Source organism: Sorangium sp. So ce726, from assembly GCF_051521405.1.
GTDB lineage: Bacteria > Myxococcota_A > Polyangia > Polyangiales > Polyangiaceae > Sorangium.
Genome location: NZ_CP150349.1, coordinates 243,116 through 264,755, shown reverse-complemented (window position 1 = coordinate 264,755; position 21,640 = coordinate 243,116). Strand labels below are relative to the sequence as shown.

The 21,640-nt window shown below is 71.9% G+C and carries 14 protein-coding genes; 8 read left to right on the top strand and 6 right to left on the bottom strand.

All coding sequences use genetic code 11. From position 1 onward, the window contains the following. Positions 1–31: 31 nt before the first annotated feature. Together WME79_RS01015 and WME79_RS01010 are read left to right on the top strand one after the other, a co-directional pair. Positions 32–3,736 (top strand): PD-(D/E)XK nuclease family protein, encoded by a 3,705-nt coding sequence (locus WME79_RS01015; protein ID WP_437531065.1) that lies wholly within the window; start codon positions 32–34, stop codon positions 3,734–3,736. A gap of 81 nt (positions 3,737–3,817) precedes the next feature. Further along, positions 3,818–5,038: an ABC transporter permease gene (locus WME79_RS01010; RefSeq protein ID WP_437531063.1), complete on the top strand. Its 1,221-nt coding sequence runs from the start codon at positions 3,818–3,820 to the stop codon at positions 5,036–5,038. Between the two features lie 63 nt (positions 5,039–5,101). Here the strand turns inward: WME79_RS01010 and WME79_RS01005 are convergent, their stop codons facing one another. After that, on the bottom strand, positions 5,102–7,459 hold the full coding sequence (locus tag WME79_RS01005; RefSeq protein ID WP_437531061.1) for an ATP-binding protein: 2,358 nt from the start codon (positions 7,457–7,459) through the stop codon (positions 5,102–5,104). A gap of 472 nt (positions 7,460–7,931) precedes the next feature. On the opposite strand from WME79_RS01005, the gene WME79_RS01000 reads away from it, so the two are divergent. Next, positions 7,932–9,224 (top strand): DUF4142 domain-containing protein, encoded by a 1,293-nt coding sequence (locus WME79_RS01000; RefSeq protein ID WP_437531059.1) that lies wholly within the window; start codon positions 7,932–7,934, stop codon positions 9,222–9,224. A gap of 176 nt (positions 9,225–9,400) precedes the next feature. Here the strand turns inward: WME79_RS01000 and WME79_RS00995 are convergent, their stop codons facing one another. Next, positions 9,401–9,826: a hypothetical protein gene (locus WME79_RS00995; protein ID WP_437531058.1), complete on the bottom strand. Its 426-nt coding sequence runs from the start codon at positions 9,824–9,826 to the stop codon at positions 9,401–9,403. Positions 9,827–10,058: 232 nt separating this feature from the next. Between WME79_RS00995 and WME79_RS00990 the strand changes: the two genes are divergently transcribed. Continuing rightward, positions 10,059–10,673 carry a hypothetical protein gene (locus WME79_RS00990; RefSeq protein WP_437531056.1) on the top strand — a complete coding sequence of 205 codons (615 nt, stop codon included), beginning with the start codon at positions 10,059–10,061 and terminating at the stop codon, positions 10,671–10,673. A 146-nt stretch (positions 10,674–10,819) separates the two neighbouring features. On the opposite strand, the gene WME79_RS00985 is transcribed toward WME79_RS00990, so the two are convergent. Further along, entirely contained in the window at positions 10,820–11,179 is a 360-nt protein-coding gene (locus tag WME79_RS00985) for an arsenate reductase family protein (protein WP_437531054.1), read from the bottom strand. 688 nt (positions 11,180–11,867) lie between these two features. Here WME79_RS00985 and WME79_RS00980 point away from each other — a divergent pair. Then, positions 11,868–13,208 carry a sigma-70 family RNA polymerase sigma factor gene (locus tag WME79_RS00980; protein ID WP_437531052.1) on the top strand — a complete coding sequence of 447 codons (1,341 nt, stop codon included), beginning with the start codon at positions 11,868–11,870 and terminating at the stop codon, positions 13,206–13,208. A gap of 24 nt (positions 13,209–13,232) precedes the next feature. Here WME79_RS00980 and WME79_RS00975 read toward each other — a convergent pair whose 3' ends face one another. From WME79_RS00975 to WME79_RS00965, 3 genes are all read right to left on the bottom strand, one after another. After that, positions 13,233–13,844: a hypothetical protein gene (locus tag WME79_RS00975; RefSeq protein ID WP_437531050.1), complete on the bottom strand. Its 612-nt coding sequence runs from the start codon at positions 13,842–13,844 to the stop codon at positions 13,233–13,235. Positions 13,845–13,870: 26 nt separating this feature from the next. Next, positions 13,871–15,082 carry an RCC1 domain-containing protein gene (locus tag WME79_RS00970; RefSeq protein ID WP_437531048.1) on the bottom strand — a complete coding sequence of 404 codons (1,212 nt, stop codon included), beginning with the start codon at positions 15,080–15,082 and terminating at the stop codon, positions 13,871–13,873. A gap of 403 nt (positions 15,083–15,485) precedes the next feature. Next, the gene (locus WME79_RS00965) at positions 15,486–16,406 is read right to left on the bottom strand and encodes a transposase (RefSeq protein WP_437531046.1); all 921 of its coding nucleotides are present in this window, start codon (positions 16,404–16,406) and stop codon (positions 15,486–15,488) included. Between the two features lie 1,133 nt (positions 16,407–17,539). Here WME79_RS00965 and WME79_RS00960 point away from each other — a divergent pair. The 3 genes from WME79_RS00960 (at position 17,540) to WME79_RS00950 (ending at position 21,619) form a co-directional block, all read left to right on the top strand. Beyond that, a complete protein-coding gene (locus tag WME79_RS00960; protein ID WP_437531044.1) occupies positions 17,540–19,978 on the top strand; it encodes a PAS domain-containing protein in 2,439 nt (812 codons plus the stop codon). 571 nt (positions 19,979–20,549) lie between these two features. Then, positions 20,550–21,293, top strand: a complete 744-nt coding sequence (locus WME79_RS00955) for an AzlC family ABC transporter permease (RefSeq protein WP_437531042.1) — start codon at positions 20,550–20,552, stop codon at positions 21,291–21,293. Further along, positions 21,290–21,619 carry an AzlD domain-containing protein gene (locus WME79_RS00950; protein WP_437531040.1) on the top strand — a complete coding sequence of 110 codons (330 nt, stop codon included), beginning with the start codon at positions 21,290–21,292 and terminating at the stop codon, positions 21,617–21,619. The genes WME79_RS00955 and WME79_RS00950 overlap by 4 nt, the downstream gene beginning before the upstream one ends. Positions 21,620–21,640 lie beyond the last annotated feature (21 nt).

Here is a 21,640-nt window from a genome sequence, read left to right as displayed (position 1 = left end):
CATCGCCCTCTGCCGCCTCTCGAGCCACCCCGTGCCCCACGCCGTCATCACCTCCCCCAGCGCCGCCGCCCGCCTCGATCGGGCGGTGGGCTGGCTGCGCCGCCGGCGCCCCGCGGAGCGCGTGCTCCTCGTCGGCGCCTCGGTCGAGGCCGTGAGCGAGCTCGCCCGCGTGTCGATCCGCGGCCGCCGCGCCACCTTCGGCTGGCACCGGCTCACCCTGGGGCGCCTCGCCGCCGCGCTCGCGATGCCGGCGCTCGCCGAGCGCGGCCTCGTCCCGGCCAGCGCGCTCGCCATCGAGGCCCTCTGCGCGCGCACCATCGACGGGCTCGCGCAGGACGGGCTGCTCGGCCGCTTCGCCCGCGTCGCGGATCGACCCGGGCTGCCGCGCGCCGTGGCGCGGACGCTCGACGAGGCGCGGCTCTCCGGCGTCGCGCCGGACGCGCTCGCGCCGGCCGATCTCGACCGCATCGCCCACGCGTTCGACGCCGCCCTCGACGACGCGGGGCTCGCCGATCGCGCGATCGTCCTGCGCCTCGCGGCCGAGCGCGCCCGGGCCGCGGACGACGGCGACCCCCGCTCGCGCCACCCGCTGCTCGGGCTGCCGATGCTCCTGCTCGACCTGCCCGTGCGGTTCGCGCTGGAGCGCGAGCTCCTCGAGGCCGTCGCCGCGCGCTCGCCTGACGCGCTCGCCACCGTTCCGGCCGGCGACGCCGCGTCGCTGCGCCACCTGCAGGCGGCGCTCCGATCGCCGCCGCGGCGGGTCTCGCTGACCGCGGTCTCGGCCGCGCACGACGGCGCCGGCGCGGGCAATGGCGTGGACGACGGCGCCGACGACGGCGCGGGCGACGAGCCGCCGCCGGTCGCGCCAAGCACCTCGCTCGCGCGCCTGCAGGAGCACCTGTTCGACCCGCTGACCGACGAGGCCCCCGGGCTCGGCGACGAGGTCGAGATCCTCTCCGCGCCCGGCGAGAGCCGGGAGTGCGTGGAGCTCGCGCGCATCGCGCTGCGCGAGGCCGCCCGCGGCGTGCCGTTCGAGCGGATGGCGATCCTCCTCCGCGCGCCCGAGCAGTACCGCGCGCACCTCGTCGAGGCGCTGCGCCGGGCCGGGATCCCTGCGCATTTCGCGCAGGGCTCGGTGCAGCCCGACCCGGCGGGCCGCGCGCTGCTCGCGCTGCTCGCGTGCGCCGCCGAGCACCTGTCGGCGTCGCGCTTCGCCGAGTACCTCTCGCTCGGGCAGGTCCCCGACGCGACGCCCGCGGGCGAGCCGCCGCCGGCCGCGCCCGAGGCCGACCGCTGGGTGCCACCGGACGACGAGCTCTTCCCCGAGCTCCTGCGCGGCGGCTTCGACGAGGCGCCTCCGGACGACGACATGCTGGCGGAGGATCACGGGTTCGATCCGTCGGGAAAAAGCTTCAATCCGACGACCCTCAACCCCGGTCCGACGGCCCCCAACCCCGGTCCGACGGCCCCCAACCCCGGTCCGACGACCCCCAACCTCGGTCCGACGGCCCTCAACCTCGGTCCGACGGCCCTCAACCCCGGTCCGACGGCCCTCAACCCCGGTCCGACGGCCCCCAACCCCGGTCCGACGACCCCCAACCTCGGTCCGACGACCCTCAACCCCGGTCCGACAGCTCACGGGGCCGATCCGACAGCCCAACCCCCCGATCCGACAGCCCCAACCCCCGATCCGACAGCCCAGGGCCCCGACGCCCCCGTGCACGACGGCACCCTGCGCGCCCCGCGGCGCTGGGAGCGCATCCTCGTCGACGCAGCGGTGATCGGCGGGCTCGATCGGTGGGAGGCGCGGCTCTCGGGCTTCGAGAAGGAGCTCCGGCTGGAGCTCTCCCGCGCCCCCGAGGACCGCGACGCCGCGCGCATCGCGCGGACGCTCGCGGACCTCTCGGCCCTCCGCGCCTTCGCGCTGCCGCTGCTCGCGGCGCTGCCCGGCCCGGGCGAGCGCGCGACCTTCGGCGAGTGGCAGCGCCGCCTCTCGGCCCTCGCGACGCGCGCGCTCCGGCGGCCCGAGCGCGTGCTCGCCGTGCTCGCCGAGCTCGCGCCGATGGCCCACGTCGGCCCGGTGGATCTCGGCGAGATCCGCCTCTGCCTCTCGCGCCGCCTCACCGACCTCGTGCTGCCACCGGCCGCCCGCCGCGACGGGCGCCTCTTCGTCTCGCCCATCGAGGGCGCCCGCGGGCGCTCGTTCGACGTGGTCTTCGTCCCCGGCCTCGCCGAGCGGATCTTCCCGCAGAAGGTCACCGAGGACCCGATCCTGCGCGACGCCCTCCGCCGGACGATCGCCGGGGGCGACTCGGGCCTCGACACGAGCGACGACCGCGTGGCGCGCGAGCGCCTCGCGCTCCGGCTCGCGGTCGGCGCGGCCCGCCAGCGGCTCGTCGTGTCGTACCCACGCGTGGACATGGATCAGTCCCGCCCTCGAGTGCCGTCGTTCTACGGCCTCGAGCTCCTGCGCGCGGCCGAGGGCAGGCTGCCCGGCTTCGGCGAGCTCGAGCGCCGCGCCGAGCAGGGCGGCGCCGCGCGCATCGGCTGGCCCGCGCCCGCGCGGCCCGAGGACGCCATCGACGCGGCCGAGCACGACCTCGCGCTCCTCGAGACGCTCTTCAGCCTGCCGGAGGCGCAGACGGTCGGCACCGCGCGCTACCTGCTCAACGCCAACCCCCACCTCGCGCGGGCGCTCCGGTTCCGCGCGCGGCGCTGGATCCCGGGCTGGACGAGCGCCGACGGGCTGTTCAAGCCGATCGCGGAGGCGCGCGAGGCGCTCGCGAAGCACGCGTTCGGGCGCAGGTCGTTCTCGCCGACCGCCCTCCAGCACTTCGCCGCGTGCCCTTACCGCTTCTTCCTCTACGCCGTGCACAAGCTCGCCCCGCGCCCGGCGCCCGAGGCGATCGAGGAGCTCGACCCGCTCCAGCGCGGCCGGCTCGTGCACGACGTGCTCTACGAGGTGCTGGTCGCCCTGCGCGACGCGGGCAAGCTGCCGCTCGGCCTGCCGTCGCTCGACGAGGCGCGGGCCGAGCTCGATCGGGCGCTCGACCGCGTCGCCGCGCGCTACGCGGACGAGCTCGCGCCAGCGATCCGGCGCGTCTGGGACGACGGCATCGCGTCGGTGCGGGCCGACCTCCGGGAGTGGCTGCGGCGCGCCGCGGAGGACCGCGACTGGGAGCCGATCCATTTCGAGCTGTCGTTCGGGCTTCCGCGCCGCCTCGCCACCCGCGATCCGGGGAGCTCGGACACGCCCGTGGAGCTCGACTGCGGCGTCCGGCTCCGGGGCTCGATCGACCTGGTCGAGCGGAGCGTGTGGGGCGCGATGCGGGCGACCGACTACAAGACGGGCAAGGCGCGGGCGCCGCGCGATGCGGTCGTGAGCGGCGGCGGCACGCTCCAGCCGGTCCTCTACGCGCTCGCGCTGGAGAAGCTCATGCCCCCAGGCACGCAGGTCGAGTCCGGGCGGCTCTATTACTGCACCTCCGCCGGCGGGTTCACGGAGGTGCCGATCTACCTGGACGCGCGGGCGCGCGACGCGGCTGCCCAGGTGGCGGGGATCATCGGGGACGCGATCGACAAGGCGGCCCTCCTGCCGATGCCGGCGGAGGGCGCATGCGCGCAGTGCGATTACCGGCCGGTGTGCGGGCCCTACGAGGAGCTCAGGACCGGGAAGATCAAGCGGCGCGACATCGAGCCGCGGCGGCGGCTGGAGCAGCTCCGCCGGCTCGCGTGAGCGCGGGTGTCACGCACGCGTCACGCCCAGGCAGCGGCCCGCGATCGCCGCGGGCGTGGCCGGGGATGTATACACTCCATCATGCACAGCAAGATCGCTTTGCCCTGCGCCCTGCTCGCGCTCGCGGCGACGGGCACCGGTTGCAATCTCATTTTCGGCATCGAGCCTGGCACGGAGGGGGCTTCCGCCGCTTCCTCGATGACGAGCGCCGGATCCGGGGACGGAGGCTCTACCCAGACGACGTCGGGCGCCGGCAGCGACGGCGGTGACGGCGGTGACGGCGACGGCGGACACGGCGGTGACGGCGGTGACGGCGCCGGCGGACACGGCGGGGGAGCGCCCTCGTGCCCCCGGCCGAGCTGCGCCGCGGGGGAGTGCCCCGTGACCCAGATGCAAGGGGAGCTCGGATCCAACGTGAAGGGCATGGCGGTCACCCGGGACCTCGTGCTCCTGGCCAACGATGGAGCCATCGTCGCCGTCCCGAAGGATGGCGGGGCCGCGCGCACGCTCCCGGGCACCCTTGGCTTCGGCGACACCGCCTGGGTTACCTACTCGGGCGGGCAGCTCTCGTGGACCAACTGGGGCAACGGCGACGTGCTGGGGATCTCCATCGATCCGCCGAGCTCGAGCCCGATCCGGATCGCGACGGTCCCCCCGCCGGAGGGCGAGCATGTCGTCACGGGCTTCGGCCGCATCGCCTCGTTCGGCGACAGCGTCTACTGGGCGACGCAGACGCCCACGGCCGTCTGGCGGGCGAAGGCCGACGGCAGCCAGGCGCTGGCCGAGCAGGTCGCCTCCGGCGAGCGGGTGATCGGCGTCGCCGTCGACGCGACGCACGTCTACTGGTCGGAGTATTTGGCGCGCCAGATCCTGCGCAAGAGGAAGGACGCCCTCGGCGAGACCGCCGAGGTCTTCGCGGAGACCAACGGCTACCCGTCCGCGCTCGTCCTCGCCAACGGCGTCGTGCACTGGGTGACCGACGGTACCGGCGCGATCCAGTCCAAGGCGACGGACGCGGCGCCGAGCGCCCCGCCCTTCACCACCACGGTCGACGCACAGGCCATCTCCAAGTCGCTCGCGGTGGACGACGAGTTCGTCTACTGGACCGTTTACGAGAACAGCCAGGGGCAAGGTGAGGTGCGGAGGGCGCACCTCGGCAAGGGGGACACGATCACCCTGGCGACCGGGCAGCCGTACTTCTTCGAGATCGCCGTCGATTGCGGGTCCATTTACTGGAACGTCAACAATATAGAAGCCGAAGAGGAAGGCGTGGTGTTCCAGATGCCGAAGCCCTCGAACTGAGCACCTCGTCCCCCGCGTCCGCGGCGGATTGCACCCTTCCGGGCAGCTCGGCATGCGCGGCGGCTACGCGGCGCCCTCCGCCTCTTCCCTCCTGGGCCACGTGAACCGGAACGTCGCGCCGCTCTTGCCGTCCGACTCGACCCACGCTCGCCCGCCGCGGCTCTCCACGATCTTTCGCACGATGGCGAGGCCGATCCCCGTGCTCTCCACCTTGTCCCTCGCCTGCAGCGTCTGGAACATCCCCCACACCTTCTCCTGGAACGCAGGCGCGATACCAGGTCCGTTGTCGGACACGGAGATCTCGATCCTGTCGCCTTGCTCCCGGGCGGACACGGAGACCGCCGCGTCCTCGCGGCCCGCGTGCTTGAGGCCGTTCGTGATCAGGTTCATCAGCACCTGTTGCAAGGGCACCTTGTACGTCCGCAGGGTCGCCGGCGGCACGTCGAGCGTCACCCGCGCGGGCGGCCTCGGGGCGATGAGCTCGACCACCTCCTTCGCCAGCCTCTCGAGATCGACGCTCTCCGGCTTCTCGCGGAACCTCGTGGCGCGAGAGTAGGCCAGGATCCCCTCGATCAAGGCCTCCATGCGCCGCACGCGCCCGCGCAGGAGATCCATCTGATGGCGCGTGTCCGCGGTGAGCTTGTCCGAGAGGTCCTCCTCGATCCACTGGGCGAGGCTCGCGATGCCCCGGAGGGGCGCCTTCAGATCGTGGCTCGTCACGTACGCGAACTGGTCGAGCTCGGCGTTGGTCCGCTCCAGCGCGCGGATGAGCGATTGCGCCTCCTGGAACCGCCTCGCGTTGTCGATCAGCAGGGCGACGCGGCTCCCGAGCTCCTCGGCGAGCGCGACGTCCGCCTCGCAGAAGCGGCGGCCGGACTCCGCGTGGACCAGCGTCAGCGCGCCGATGGTCCGGTCGCGCCCCCGGAGCGGGACGACGACATAGGACCTCAGCCCGAGCGACCGGATCAGGCGCAGGTGCTCCGGGCTCAGCGCCGCGGACTCGATGGCGGCGTCGGGGATGTCGGCCATCCACTCGGAGCGACCGGCGCGGATCACCGCGGACACGCCCGCCGGGGCGTCGGGCCGAGGCGGGGCCATCGCCCGGAGGCGCTCGGCGAGCTCGATCTTCGCGGGATCGCAGTGGTGAACGGCCACGCGCTCGATGGAATCGCCGTTCAGCATGTCGACCGCGCACCAGTCGGCCAGGGTAGGGACCGCCAGGTGGGTCAGGTGCGTGAGCCGCGACGCGACGTCGAGCGAGCCAGAGAGCGCCGCGCCCGCCTCGCTCAGGAGGCGGAGCGTCGCCTGCTGTCGCTCGAGCTCCGCCGCGAGCATCTCCGCGCGCGCCCGGGCCTCGCGCTCCCGCTCGAGGAGGCGCGCCCTGTCCAGCGCCGACGCGCACTGCGCCGCCACGCTGAGCAGGAACTCGCGCTCTTCGGGGCTCCACGCCCGCTCGTTCGCGAACGAGAACGCGAGCCCGCCGAGCAGCGCCGCGTGGGCGACGATCGGCAGGACGGCGAGGCCCTTCACGTCGTCGCGGACAGGCCGCAGGGCCGCGAGCTCGGGGTACGCGGCGTGCAGGCTTTGCCTCGTGTCCACCCAGATGGGGCGGCGCTCCCGGAGCGCAACCGAGAGCGGCAGTCGGGCGTCGAGAGGCACCCTCGCGTAAGGGCTCGTGCGCTGCTCCTCGAGCCCCGAGTGGCCGACGAGCGTCGCGACGCCGGCCGCCTCGTCCGCCGTGTACATCATCGTCGTCGAGGCGCCGAGCACCCGGTGGATGTCGCTCACGACGGCGGCGGACACCTGCTCGACCGTCACCGCGCTGCTCAGCGCGGTGCTGACCGCGAGCAGCGCCTGGGTGAGCCGGGCGCGGCGATCGAGCTCCTCGACCCGCTTCGTGAGCTGCGCGGCGAGCTCGCCGCGCTCGGCCTCGACCTGCTTGAGGCGCGAGATGTCGGCGAACACCGAGATCCCGCCCTCGAGCTCGCCGTCAGGCCCGATGATGGGCGCGGCGCTCCCGAGGACCATGCCATACGTCCCGTCGAAGCGCTGAATCCGGGTCTCCTCGCTCTCGATGACCTGCCGTGCGGACATCGCGCGGGCCATGGCCCAGTCCTCTGCCTCGTACGGGCGGCCGTCCTCGTGGAAGGCGCGATAAAGCGTCCAGTCGTTGATCGATTCGGTCGAGGCGCTGCCGGCCCAGATGCGCTCCGCCGCCCGGTTGTGCAGGACGAGCTTCCCGGACGCGTCGCAGAGGATGACGCCGTGCGGGCTGTGCTCGAGCACGGCGTCAAGCCACCCGCGATCCCGGGACCCCACGGCGCGGAGCCGCTCGAGCTCACGCTTCAGGGCCTCGATGTCCGTCGTATCGACGCGGGCTGCGGGCCCGGGAGACGGGCCGGTGTGCGCGGAGGTTCTCATAGGATGACGGCGACCGGCGCCTCGGCAGAGGGCCGAGGCGGCGCTCGGTCGGACGCCGCCCGGAGCTTACGCGCATCGATGGCGCGGCGGAAGGCGGCGCGACCCGGCCGAGCGGGTTCCTCAGCGCGCGGCGCCGCGCAGGCGCGGGCGGACGGCGCCGACAGCGGCACGCCCTCGCGCGGGCGAGTGCCCGAGCGGGTCCTTGGGATCATCATGGTCGATCGCCGGGCCGGCCGCTGCGCATCGGCTGGGTCTGGGTCAACGCCGAGCGGGACTGCGACTCTCGCGGCGATCGCGCAGGGGGCGCAGGAGCGCTCGGGGAAATGACGATGCTGGCTTAGGGCTCCACCTCGCTCACCATCCTCGCTTCCCGAACCCAGATGTTCGGGGCCGATAACCGGCAGGTGAGCGCGACAGCGCGCCGGTGTCGGGCAAGGAGCAAGCAATGATGGGCAATCGTTCAGGTCGCCTCATGGCGATCATGTTCGCTGGGAGCTTTGTCCTCGCGGGGGCCGGCGGCTGCATCGGCAGCAGCGATGACGCCGAGGCGGACCGCGATGGAAACCAAGAGCGGACCGGCGCGGGCCCCGATGGCAGGAGCCACGGACAGACGGGCCGAGACGGCGCGCGAGGCGCCGGCGGGAGGGGCGGTCGAGCGCAGGCCGGCGGCAGGCAGGGCGGCGAACGGGCCGGCGGCCAGCGCGCGGGCGACAGGCAGATGTGCGGCGAGGAGGCGGGCTATCAAGGCGGCAGGCAAGGAGGCCGCGGACAGATCGGCAGTCAGGGCGGCAGGCAGGGCGGCCGCGGTGAGCGCAGCGCGACGCAGCAGCCGTCGGACGCGGAGCTCACGATGCTGATCTCGTTCATCCACCAGAAGGAGGTGGACCTGTCGCAGATCGCCTTGGACAAGGCCGAGTCCCCGGATGTGAAGCGCTACGCCGAGCAGATCGTCGAGGAGCACTCCCAGTCCGAGCAGATCGGCGCGGGCTCGAGGGGTTCAAGGTTCAAGATGGAGTCGTGCTCGCGCTGCCGAGAGCTCGACAAGAGCTCGACCGAGGTGAGCGGAGCGCTGGAAGAGGAGGAAGGAGCCGAGTTCGACACGGCCTTCATCTGGGCTGAGATCTCCTTCCATCGCCGCGCCCTCGAGCTGCTCGACATGCCGCGCGTCGCGAACGCGGAGAACGCCAAGATACGAACTCGCGTGAAGGCGATGCGAGCGGACGTCGAGCAGCACCTGACGGAGGCCCAGCAACTGTTCTGCTTGCTGCTCCACGAGCAGCAGGCCGGTGACCAGCAGCAACGCACCCAGCAGGAAGGCACCCAGCCCGGCCAGCAGCAACGCGGCCAGTTCGGCTGGGCGCAAACCGGCCAGCAGCAGGGCATCCAGGTCGGACAGCAGCAGGGCGTTCAGACCAGCCAGATGCAGCCTGGCCAGCGGCAGGGCACCCAGATCGGCCAGCAGCAACGCGGCCAGCAGCAACGCGGCCAGGCGAGCCAGATGCAGCCTGGACAGCGGCAGGGCACCCAGCTTGGCCAGCAGCAACGCGGCCAGCAGCAACGCGGCCAGGCCAGCCAGATGCAGCCCGGCCAGCGGCAGAGCACCCAGATCGGCCAGCAGCAACGCGGCCAGGTCAGCCAGGCGCAGCCCGGCCAGCAGCAACGTGACCAGTTCGGCCGACTGCAAACCGGCCAGCAGCAACCCAGCCAGCAGCAAGGCCCCCAGGCCTACGCGCAGCGGCAAGGGGAATCGCAGAAGTCCCAGTAACAGGGCTTCTTGTCCCGCAGGGCGGCGGCGACGGCGCCTGCTCGCGGCCTTCGCGAGCGCCGAGTTCCCCGAGCGCGACCCCGCCTACCCCATCCAATCACGCCGTCCATGATCTCGTGACCGCGATCGCGGGCGAGTAGGCGCCTGCGCGCGGTCGCTCAGGCGAGCCGCGCGCGTCATGGGTCGATCCACGTCCACGGGAAGTCGACCTCCACAAGCGTGTCGGCGCCGTCGAGCACGTCGACGCTCTCGATGCGCACGATGTCGCTCATCGCGTCCCCGTCGAAATCCACGAGCCAGACATCGACGTCATAGTACCCCTCGGAGAGGCCGTCGATGGTGAGGCCGAGATCATCGCAGTCCCCCACGGCGTCCACGATGAGGAAGCCATCCTCGTCCTCGACGCTGACCGCGACCCCGCTCACGTCGTGATCGAAGCACGCCCAGGGGTCGTCGCTGCCGTCGATGGTCAGGGCAACGGTGAGCGAGCCGCGCGTGAGGTGATCGTGGTCATCGTCATGATCGACGACGATGCACCCCGTGAGGGAGGCAGTGGCGAGGACGCAGCCAGCGAGGCCGGTGAGCACCTTCGAAAGTTTCATGGGGATCGTCTTCCTTTATCCAAGTCTGGCGCTGTCGCGCCGATGCGCGGCACGGCAGCAAGCGCTATACCAGCGAGCGGCGCCCTGCGATGCGCCGGGGGCGACGCTCCGCCTTCGCCGCGTGGCATCGCAGTTGCTCCTGTGAACCCCCATGGAGATGAACGTGCCAGTCCTCGATATTTCCTCCCCCAGAGCTGCGGCGCGCGCTCAGCAGCGCAGCAGCAGGCTTGCCGTGCTGGCCGCGCTCGTTGCGCTCGCGCTCCTCGGCGCGACCGGGTGCGCGGCAGAAGTCCACACCAGGGCGCCGGCGCATGCGACCGTCACGTACCAGGAGTTCGCGGTGTACGAGGAGCCGGTCGTTCACATCGCAGCGGCGCCGGTCCACGTCGAGACCTACCCGCGCGTGTACTACCGCGGGACCTACGTTTACTATGTGGACGGCCGCTGGTACTACCCGTCGCACCACGGCTGGGTCTACTACCGCGACGAGCCGCGCGCCTTGGTGCGCTACCGCGTCGACTTCGAGCGACACGGCCACCACCACCATCACCATCACCACGTGCACCGCACAACCACGGTCAGGCCGGCAGCGACGGTCCGGGCGGCGGCCACGGTCCGGGCGGGGGCTTCGGTCAGGCCGGCAACCTCGGTCAGGCCGGCAACCTCGGTCAGGCCGGCAACCTCGGTCAGGCCGGCAGCCTCGGTCAGGGCAGGGGCCTCGGTCAGGGCGGGGGCGACGGTGAAGGCGGGGGCCTCGGTCAGGCCGGCGACTCCGGCGAAGCCAGCGAAGAAGCATCGCGTGGAGCGTCGACGGCACCACGTCGAGGAGAGGCGCCCCGAGCGCTGACGGCCGCCTCGTCGCTGGCACAGACGTTGCCCATGCACCAGCGACGAGGCGGCGACGCGGGTCGCGGCACCACCGCGCTTCCTTCGGGGCCGCCTCGGCCCGTACGCGGGCCCAGCCTCCCCCGATCCCCGGGCCCGCCCTTCCCGCTACCCGCCCTTCGCGGCGTCGGCAAAGGCCTTCCAGGTCGCCTCGGCCGCGCCCACGCAGGCGCGCGTACCGTCGCGCACGATGGGCGTGCGGAGCAGGAGCGGATCGTCGACGAGGAGCTCCGCGAGCCGCGCATCGCTCGGGCCGAGGTGCTGGAGGCCACGCTCCTTCACCCGCGCGCTCTCCGCGTCATAAAGCGCGCGCACGCCGCCCACCGCGCGCGCTACGCTCGCGAGCTCCCCCTTGGAGAGGCCCTTCTCGCGCAGATCGACGAGCTGCACCTTGATGCCCCGGTCGGCGAAGAACCGCTGCGCCGCCCGCGTCGCCTTGCACTTGGCCGTGCCGAAGATCTGGATCATGCGCGTCGCTCCTCGATCGAATGGCTACCTGCGCGCTCCGGAGGGCAGCGCGGGCGCGGAGCATAGCAACCGCTGCCCGGACGGCGCAGGGCCAGCGGCGCGCAGGACGCTCCGCGTCGTGCCCGAAGCGCCTCGCCCCGAGGCGCGGCTCAGCAGCAGCACCGCCACGCGCAAGGGTCAATTCTTCCGACCTACGGTGCCGTCCGCTGCCGTCTCGGATCGCTCCGCCCCGTCGCGGCGGCTCCAGCAGGTGGCGACCTCGCTCCGCCCCCTCCGAGGCCGCCCGCTCCGGTCTCGACCCGCTCCGCTCCCCCCGCCGGACGGTCACGGCATGTCGCGACCTCGCCGTGTCCCCCCTCCGAGGCCGCCCGTGTCGGTTCGAGAGCGCCCTTCAGCGCCTGCCTCTCCGCCCCCCAGCGCCATCAAGCGGGACGCGTCCGCTCGTCCGGCAACGTATGCTCGTCCGGCAACGCACACGCGCGCGCCGCCATCCCAGGACAACGAGAACGCGCCGCGCCGAGCGGGGCAACAACACCGAAAAACGCCGGGGAAATGCGCCATGTCGGCGGTCGATTCGTTTTCCTATTTACGTCCTCAGCGGTTAGGATATCGAGGCGCATCGATGATCGTGCCCCCTCACACCCTTCGCGGTCGGGTACGACGCAGCGGCAACACTGGAGCGCATTGAATGAGGTTCCGTCCCTCGCTCTCGACGAGCGAGTCCGAATCGAGTCATCCCGTTTCCATCGCTTCCGCGGGCGGACGCGCGGGCGAGCGCGCGCCAGCTCGGCGCGCGAAGGCCGCCGGCGCGCAGGCCACGCTCGGCGCGACCGAGCTCTACTTCCGGTCGCTCGCCGGCAGCCAGCCGCTGACGCGCGAGGGCGAGGTCGCGATCGGCCGTCGTATCGAGGCGGGCGTGCTCGCCTGCTTCGAGGCGTGGGTCCGGTCGCCCGTCGCGCTGCGCGAGCTCGCCTCAACGGCGGAGGACGTCCAGGTCGGGGCGCTGAGCCTCCGGGATCTGCTGTGCGAGGCCGACGCGGGTGATCCCGAGGCGGACGCCTCCGCGAAGCGGCTCGCGGAGCTGCTCGCTCTCGCCCGCTCGCTCCTCGGCCGGTCGATCGCCGAGGACGGCGTGGAGACCGCCCTCGCGGGCCTCGCCGCGGGCCTCGCCGAGCTGCGCCTCGATCCGACGTTCGAGGAGCGCATCGAGCGGAGCCTTCGCTCAGCAGCGGCCGAGGCGGACAAGGCAGAGCGCGCCTCGATCGAGGCCACGATCGCGGCGATCGCTCGGGGGCGCCGCGCCGTCGCCCAGGCGAAGTCCGAGCTCGTCCAGGCGAACCTCCGGCTCGCGGTCGCCATCGCGCGGGAGCACCAGCGCTTCGGTGTCCCGCTGCTCGACCTCGTGCAGGAGGGGAACCTCGGCCTGATCCGCGCCGCCGACAAGTTCGAGTACCGCCGCGGCCACCGCTTCGGCACCTACGCCGCGTGGTGGATCAAGCAGGCCATCAAGCGGACGATCCTCAACCAGGGAAAGCCCGTTCGGATGCCGGTCCACCTCACCGCGATCCGCAGCCAGGTGGTGCGCGCCCGGCGAGATCTGGTGCAGGAGCGGGGGCGCGAGCCTTCCGTCGAGGAGATCGCGGAGCGCAGCGGCCTCACTGTGGAGAAGGTGCGGGTGATCAGCGAGCTCGCGCTCGAGCCGCTCAGCCTTGACGCCCCCGTCGGCGAGGAGGGGGATACCCGGTACGGCGATCTGCTGGCCAACGACGAGCCCACGCCCGCCGACATGCTGGCCCGGCGCCGGCTGATCGAGCAGACGCGGGAGCTGCTCGACTCGCTGCAGCCGCGCGAGCGCGAGCTCCTGCGGCGCCGCTTCGGCCTCGACGGCAACGAGGACGAGACGCTCGAGGAGATCGGGCAGTCGTTCTCGCTGACGCGGGAGCGCATCCGTCAGATCGAGGCGAAGCTGCTCGAGAAGCTCCGGACGCGCTCGCGGCAACGAGAGCTCGGCTCCTATCTCGAGGGGTGAAGGCGCGGGAAGCGCCGGCGCGCTTCAGAAGCTGTACCCCACCGCCCCGCCCAGCCGGTGAGACGAGCCGGCCGCGTTCTCGTACGCGACCTCGACGTGGTTGGGGACGAGGAAGAGCATGGCGTCGACGAGCAGGCAGTCGTCCTTGCCGTCGCACAGCCGCTCGTCCCGGCTCCCGAAGATCATGCGCCACTTCACGGGCAGGCCGAGGCCGAGGGCCGCGCGCACGCCGAGCGCGCCGCCAGCCTCGGGGAGCCTGTCGCTCAGCGTCCCGGCGAAGAGGTAGACCGGCGCGACGGCCAGATAGACGTAGTGGTTCATGGTGCCGCTCTCGCCGGCGAAGCCGGCGCGGAGCTCGGGGCCGAGCGCGTAGCGCGCGACGCGCACCTCGCCGTCGAAACCACGGCGATCGTCAACGTCGGTCGAGCCGGCGCTCGCTGAGAGCCCCGCGGAGAAGTACGGGACCCACGATGCGCTGTCGGGGCCGGTAGACCCGCACCAGCCGAGGAACAGCCTGCCCTCGAAGACCCGTACGCCGCTGCCCGCGCGCGCGCCGAAGGCGAGATCCATCTGAAAGGGCCGCACCGGATCGGCGAGGGCTGGGCCCGGGGCGAGGGCGCAGGCCATCCCTGCCACGGCCGCGAGCAACCACGCGGCGCGCGTCACTGCCGCCCGGTCCCGACCTGGCCTTGGCCGTCGCTGCCCCAGCAGAACACCCCGCCCTCCTCGTCGAGCGCGCAGGTGTGCTCTCGCCCGGCGGCGAGGGCGACGGTGCGCACGTCGAGCGCCACCCGCACCGGCGCGGAGACCAGGTTGGTCTCCTCGGAGCCCAGCTGTCCGCTCTGGTTGGAGCCCCAGCACACGACGCCGCCGTCGTCGAGCAGCGCGCAGCTGTGGCGCCCGCCGGCGACGACGGCCTTCGCACCGGCAACGCCCTCGACGAGGGTGACGCCGACAACCTCGTCGGCGCTGTCGACGATGGGCTCGCCGCTGCTCTGGCCGTTGAGGTTCCAACCCCAGCACGCCACCTGTCCCGTGCCGAGCGCAGCGCAACTGTGGCGCCCGCCCGCCGCAACGTCGGTCGCGCCACGCACGCCCTCCTTGCGGGCAGCTCCGGCGGCACCGTCTCCCCAGCACCACACGTCCCCCTGCGCATCGAGGGCGCACGCGTGCGCTTCGCCGGCGGCGACGCGCGTCACACCGCGCAGCGGGAACCCACCCAGGTTGAGGACGAGCGCGGGCTCGCTCCTCACGGCGGTCTCGGGATCGGAGCCGAGCTGGTGGCTCCGGTTGTCGCCCCAGCAGACCACGGTGTCGGCACCGCGCACGGCGCACGTGAACCCGAGCGATGGGTCGCCCGCCTCCACGAGCCCGCCGGCCGCGAGCTCAACCACGTCCTCCAGGCCGGGCACGTCGCGCGGTGGCACCGGGCAACGCCCTCCAGCCACGACATCCGCGCCCCCGGAAGTGCCGGCGCAGCCCGCCGGCACGACGCCGAGGGAGCCACCCACGTCATCCCCCCAGCACATGACCCTCCCCTCGTCGAACAGCGCGCACGTGTGCCGCGGACCTGCGGCGAGACGCACGGGGTCCGCGGCGAGCGAAACCCACCTCGGGGAGGTACTCAGCGAGCCGATGGAAACGTCGCCAAGCTGGCCCGCGTCGTTGTCGCCCCAGCACGCGGTATTACCGTTCCTGAGAATCGCGCAGGTATGGTAGGCACCAGCGACGATCTGCGCCGCGGGTTCGAGCGCCTTCACGCGCACGGGCGTGAAGTGGTAGTCATCCGAGCAGCCGCCGGCGAGGGGCGCCGTGATGAGCAGCGAGGCGGCCGCCCATCGTCGGGAGATGAGACCTCTTCGTCCAATCATCATTCGCCCTTGTGCGCGCGCCTGGGTGCGTGCGCCGCACCTGTTCCCACGGCTTCTACCATAAACGACCCTACCCAGGTTGCGCCACGCCCCAAAACGACCGACCTACGTTGCGTTGCGGCTAGGTTGGGTTCCGGCCATGGTGTGGCGGCGGCAAGCCACCCCCGGAATGACTATCCCATGGGTCCACCTTTCGAGAGGAAATCATTCCGCTCGGCCAACCATGACGTACAGCTCTCTGCCCCTGACGCCGCTTCCTATGCGTTCGGCACCGCCTGCAGCCGTACGAACCGCCGCACGACGATTCGGCCGTCCACACCGCCGGTCCCAGACGGACGCGCCCCACAACAAGGCACGGACACCTCGCCCGTCTCGCCCGCCTCGCTGCCACGCCGCCGCTAGGGCTCTACACCGAGAGCACGACGTCGGCCACGCTGGCGCCGTGAAACGTGCGCATCCACCACGTTCCCGCAGGGAATACAGCGCTGCGTACGCCGGCACGCCATCGCTCCAGTGCCGCACGGTACAACGTTCGAAACGCACGCACAGCGGCACCAGCGATTCGCCACGCGTCTCCCTGCTCGCGACCAACCGCAAACGTCGGATTGCCGTCGCGCAGCGGTTCAAAGCTCGTCACGCGCTCGTAAGGGGACACCTTGCTAGCTCTCTGGGCGCCCAAGAAGCGAAGGCCTCGCCGCTGCACCTCCGCGCGGGCCCGGGCTTCCTGTCGCTCGAGCTCGGCAGAGACGTCCTGGCGAAAGCCCTCCGCGCTGTCCTCCTCGATAGCCGGCGGCAGCGCGAGCGAGACCGTCATCTCCTCGGGCCACTGGGGGTTTTCCGGGTCGAGATACACCGAAGGCCGTGCCGCGCGCAGTACGCCGCGACCGAGCTCGTCCACATCCACCTTGGCGCCCGGCCACTCGCGAGCATGCGGCACCAGGCCAGCGGCGACGGGATTCGCCATGACATAAGCGATCTTCTCCACCACCGCCGCGCGCGTCAGCAGCCGCACTACGCTCGTGGCCTCGTGGTCCCACACCGGGCCTTCCCACCCGCGAAGCACCTTCGTGCCAAGCGCGACGATGCGATGGAAGAATTGCAAGAACCGCGGCAGGACGCCCCGCGAGTCGGTCACGACCAGGTGCAGATGCGTTGACATGGCGCAGAGCGCATGAACCTCGATGCGGTAACGGCGGGTCGCCACCGCGAGCACATAGACGAGGAGCTGGGTGATTGCCGCATCCGGGCGGAAGAGCAGGTGCCGGCGCAGAACGCGACGGGTGATGAGGTAGGTGGCTCCGGCAGCGATCTCGCGGGGCTGGCTCATGACAGGCGCAACAAGGCAAGCGCCGCGCCAGGGATTGCAGCCAATCATTTCGCTGATATACCAAGCTTCGTGGGTGGCGTGGGTGGCGGCCGCCTGGCGGTCGCCACCTGAGTTGGAGCCGTTGCTACTACTCCTAGCCTGACCTGGGTTGCGGTTAGTCCGACCCAGGTTGGGACGGGACGCCAACCCCGGTCTGCCAACCTGGCCCACCGCCAACCTGGGTCGACCCCGATACCGATGGGACCCGATGCGGCTGCAACCTGGTCGGGGCCACCGCCAACCGGCATCGGATCCGCTGCACCTGGTCGGTCCACCGGGTCCGCCCCGCCAACCTGGGTCGGGTCCGCCGCCGCCATCCAGTGTCCGCAACGCTCACACTGTAATTCACGTTTTCTCTTGCGCATCGATATCGCCCAGCCGTATGGCATCGACGGGTCGCAAAGACCCTTCTGAATGGGGGAGGACGAAAGCCACCTAGAACCTCGCCGCGCAAGCGCCCGGGGTCTTCCTGCATGGCGTAGTTCACGGGTTGCGCCTCTGGGCACACCGCGGGGAAGCGTCGCTCTCGGCTCGGTGGTTCACCGGAATGCCCCTGTCCCGGTGTGATTGGCCATCACCCAGCCAGACCCCGCGCGCCTGTGAGGCGCAACCAAGGTATGCCACCTCTGCACGCCGGGGTGCGCGCGACGGCGTTCGACCCCTACAGCGACGATGAGAGGTTGCCGTCAGTATACAAATCGCCCACGCACGTCGAGAGGTGCGGGGGCGCCTGGCCTTCGCCACGAGGAAGCGACGCCGCCCAGTAGCCTCCTCTCCGCGCGCTGCCCGTTGCGCCATTCCTCCCCGGCGTCCTCCTCGGCCGGCGCAGGCGCCGCAGACCCGCCGCCGGCCGTCGACGGCCCGGGCCGTCGACGGCCGCGTGAACCAGGTTGCGGCGCGAAGGCTCCGCGCGAACCAGGTTGCAGCGCGAAGGCTCGTGATAGTCTCGCTTCGCGCTCACCAGGATCCGGGTAGAAGGCGCGAGGGGCGGATTGAACAGCGACGACAGAGGCCGCGGTGCCGAACGGGGTGGACCGTCCAGGGAACGACGTCGCGGGGATCCGCCAGCGTCGGGCGACACGCTGGCCCGCGCCGTGGCCGACGCGTCGATGGCCCTCTCGCGCGCCGGCGACGACAGCCCGCAGCAGGCGATCGTGGCGGCGGCGTCGCGCCTCCTCCACGTCGACATCGCCTGCCTCTACGATGTCGCGCAGGCGCCCCGCACGCTCGGGCTCGTCGCCTGCGCAGGCGGCAGCGCGGGCTCGCTGGACGCCCTCCGGCGCCTGCCGCTCGACGCCCCGAGCCTCGCCGGCGCCGCCGCCCGCTTGAACATCGCGCAGGTCGCGCCCGACGATGAGAGCGCCGACGCGCTCCTGGACGCCGGCCACCTGCGCCGACACTGCGGCTGCACCCACGCGTTCGCGATCCCCATCGCCTTCGCCGGCGCCCTGCGCGCGGTGCTGCTCTGCGCCACGGCGCAGCCAGCCCTCCCGCAGGCCGAGCTGGTCGAGATCGCGGGCGCCCTGTCGAGCCTCTTCGGGATGGCGCTCACCGCCGCCGAGCTGCACGCCCAGCGCGCACGGATCGAGCAGCTCGAGCGGGAGAACCACGAGCTCGAGCGCTCGCGCGAGCAGCTCCACGCGACGATCGCGGAAGCCAGGCAGACGGAGGCAGCGCTCCGGCTGAGCGAAGACAGCCTCGCCCGCGCGCAGAGGTTGGCGAAGCTGGGCAACTGGGACTGGCACATTCTGAGCAACGAGCTGCTCTGGTCCGACGAGTGTTATCGAATGCTGGGCCTGTCCCGCGACGCCGGCGCGCTCACGTACGAGCGGTTCCTCACCTGCATCCACCCGGAGGACCGCGAGGGTGTGATACGCTCCGTCGACCTCGCGCTCCAGGGCACCCTGCCCTATTGCGTCGATTACCGGATCATTCGCCCGAACGGCGAAGAGCGCTTCCTCCACACCGAGGCGGACGTGATCCGCGCCGAGGACGGCGCTCCGCTCCGGATGATCGGCACGGCCCTCGACGTCACCGAGCAGCGGCGCGCCGATCGAGCCTTGCGGCTGAGCGAGGAGCGCCTGCGAATGATCGCGGAGCACGCGAGCGACGTCATCTTCCATATACGGCTCGGCCCGGAAGGGGGCTACGAGTACATCAACCCCGCCGTCCTCGAGCACACCGGCTATCCACCCGAGGCCTGGTACGAGAACCCTGAGCTGTTCGTCACCCTGATCCATCCCGAGGACATCGGGCGTTATCATGCGTTCGTCGAGCACATGGCCGCGGCCGGCGGACGGCTCACCTTCCGGATCGTCGACAGCAGCGGCCGGACCCGCTGGGTCTCGACCCACATGACCATCCAGCGCGACGAGCACGGAAACCCGATCGCCGGGATCGGCATCTCGCGCGACGTCACCACGGAGAAGCTCGCCGACGAGGAGCGCGAGCAGCTCCTCGGACAGCTCGCGGCCGAGCGGCGCTGGCTCCACGCGGTCATCGAGCGCTCGCCGGTCGGCATCCTCCTCCTCGACCGGGCCGGCGCGCAGATCGCCCGGAATCGCCGCGCCCAGGAGCTCGCCGGGACAGACTCGCCGCCCGGGCTCCCGGGCGCATGGTGCCTGTGCCTGCCCGACGGGCAGCCCCTCACGGACGAGGAGCAGCCGTCGGCGGGCGCGCTGCGTGGCGAGGTCACGAGCTCGCGGGAGCTGTCGCTCCGGCGCGCCGACGGCAGCATGCTGGCGGTGCTCGCGAGCGCTGGCCCCATCGTCGACGGGAACGGCAAGCTGCTCGGCGCGGTCGTCGTGTTCGACGACATCACCCGGCTCAAGGACCTGGAGCGGCTCAAGGAAGAGTGGACGTCGGTCGTCGCGCACGACCTGAAGCAGCCCGTGACGACGATCATCGGCTACGCGACGCAGCTCGAACGGAAGCCCCAGGTCGCGGCCGCGGTGAAGACGAGGGCGGGACACATCCTGGCGAGCGCCAAGCGGCTCGGGCGGATGGTCTCCGATCTCACGGACATCTCCCAGATCGAGTCGCGTCGCCTCGCGATCGAGCGCGCTCCCACCGACCTGCGCGCGCTCGTGGAGGCGGTCGTCGAGCGGATGGAGAGCGAGACCGAGGGGCGCGCTGTCGGCGTCGAGAGCCGCGGAGAGATCCCGCTCGTGCGCGCGGACGCCGGGCGCGTCGAGCAGGTGCTCAGCAACCTCATCTCCAACGCCGTGAAATACGGTGATCCAGAGACGCCGATACAGGTGGCGCTGGAGCGGCGCGACGACGCGGTGCAGATCTCAATCCGGAACAGCGGCCGCGGGATCCAGGCCGAGGACCTCCCGCTCCTGTTCGAACGCTTCTTCCGGGGAAAGGCGAAGGAGGAGCGCGTGGTCGGCCTCGGCCTCGGCCTGTACATCGCAAAGGGGCTGGTCGAGGCCCACGACGGCAGGATCTGGGTCGAGAGCCCCGAGGGGGGTCACACGACGTTCCATTTCACGCTTCCGGTGGAGGCGGCGCCGCGCCGGGATGCAACGTAGCCACGAGCCGCCCGGCCCTCGGAGGCGGCCTACCGAGCGGAGGTGCGCGCTACGGAGAGCACCTGGATGATGCGCTGTGGAGCACGGAGGCCCTATCTACCTTTGCTCTGCTTCTTCTGTGCGCTGCCGCTCTAATTCTCTCTCCATCATGAACTGATAGAGATGCAGACCCGGCGTGCACGCCGGCCGAACCGGGTCCATCTCTCGGTGATAGAAGTAGGCGTCGCCGGCGAGGAGCAGTCACGGACGCATCTCCCCCTTCGCGGCTACCCTGCTCGCACGACGACCGCTCGACGAGCTGGCGCCGACGCGGGGCCGCGGCGCGGTGTGCGCTCGAACTGCTCATCGCGACCCGCTCGCCGGAGATCGCAGGACCAGAGCCTGGGCTCACCAGAGCGCATGAGGCCCTGTGACTGCATGGGGTATGCCGATCTCCGGGTTCCAGACGGCGTAAACGATGGAAAAATGGACGCCTGGCCACACGGGGAGGCGCCCCGCACGGGCGGCGCCCTGGATGGGCCGCCTTGACTTTCGTGCCGCGCCTGGACAGTTCCTGACCCCGAGCGCCCCCATGTCCTTCGCCCGCGCCACCGCGCGCCACCCCGAGTTCCGCCGCGGCGCGCGCGAGATGCTGCACGTGTCGCCCGGCGTCGCCGCCTGGGGCCTGGTGACCGGCGTCGCGATGGTCAAGAGCGGGCTCACGGCGCCGCTCGCGGTGCTCATGTCGCTCGTGGTCTTCGCTGGCAGCGCGCAGCTCGCCACGATGCCGCTGCTCGCGTCCGGCGCGCCGCTCTGGGTCGTCTGGGCCACCGCCACCTGCGTGAACCTGCGCTTCGTGATCTTCAGCGCGATGTGGCGGCCCTACTTCGCGCATCTCCCCAGGTGGCGACGGTGCCTGTGCGGCTATTTCAGCGGCGACCTGAACTACGTGATCTTCAGGAAGCGCTTCCCCGCGCTCGATCCGGCGCCCGAGCAGGAGCCCTACTACTGGGGCGGCGTCGCGATGAACTGGTCTGCATGGCAAGGCGCATCGCTGAGCGGCATCGCGCTGGCCAACGTGATCCCGGTCGAATGGGGCCTCGGCTTCGCCGGCGTGCTCGCGCTGCTGGGCATCACCTGCTCGCTGCTCCAGGACAGGGCCACCTGGCTGGCCGCCGGCACCGCGGCCAGCGCCGCGGTGGCCGCCTACGCGCTGCCGCTGAAGCTCAACATCCTCGTCGCAATCGCCGCCGCGGTCGCGGTGGGCCTGGGCCTCGAGGCGGCCGAGGAGGCGCACCGGCGCGCGAGCAAGGTGACCGAAGAGGCCGGACGATGAGCGCCTGGGAGACCCTCGTGGCCATCCTCGGCCTCTCGCTGATCACGGCGTTCACCCGCGCCTTCTTCCTGTACCCCGACCGGGATCTGCCGATGCCAGCTTGGCTCAGGCGCGGGCTGCGCTACGCGCCGCTGGCGGCCCTGGCGGCCGTGATCGTGCCCGAGGTGGTCATGACCCAGGGACACCTCATCGCGACCTTCCAGGACGCGCGGCTGCCCGCGAGCGTCGCGGCCGGCGCCTACTACTTCTTCCGCCGCGGCATCCTGGGAACCATCGTGATCGGGATGGCGGTGTTCTTGCCGCTGCGCATCGGGCTGGGCTGGTAGTGCGCGGGTGCGCAGGTTCTC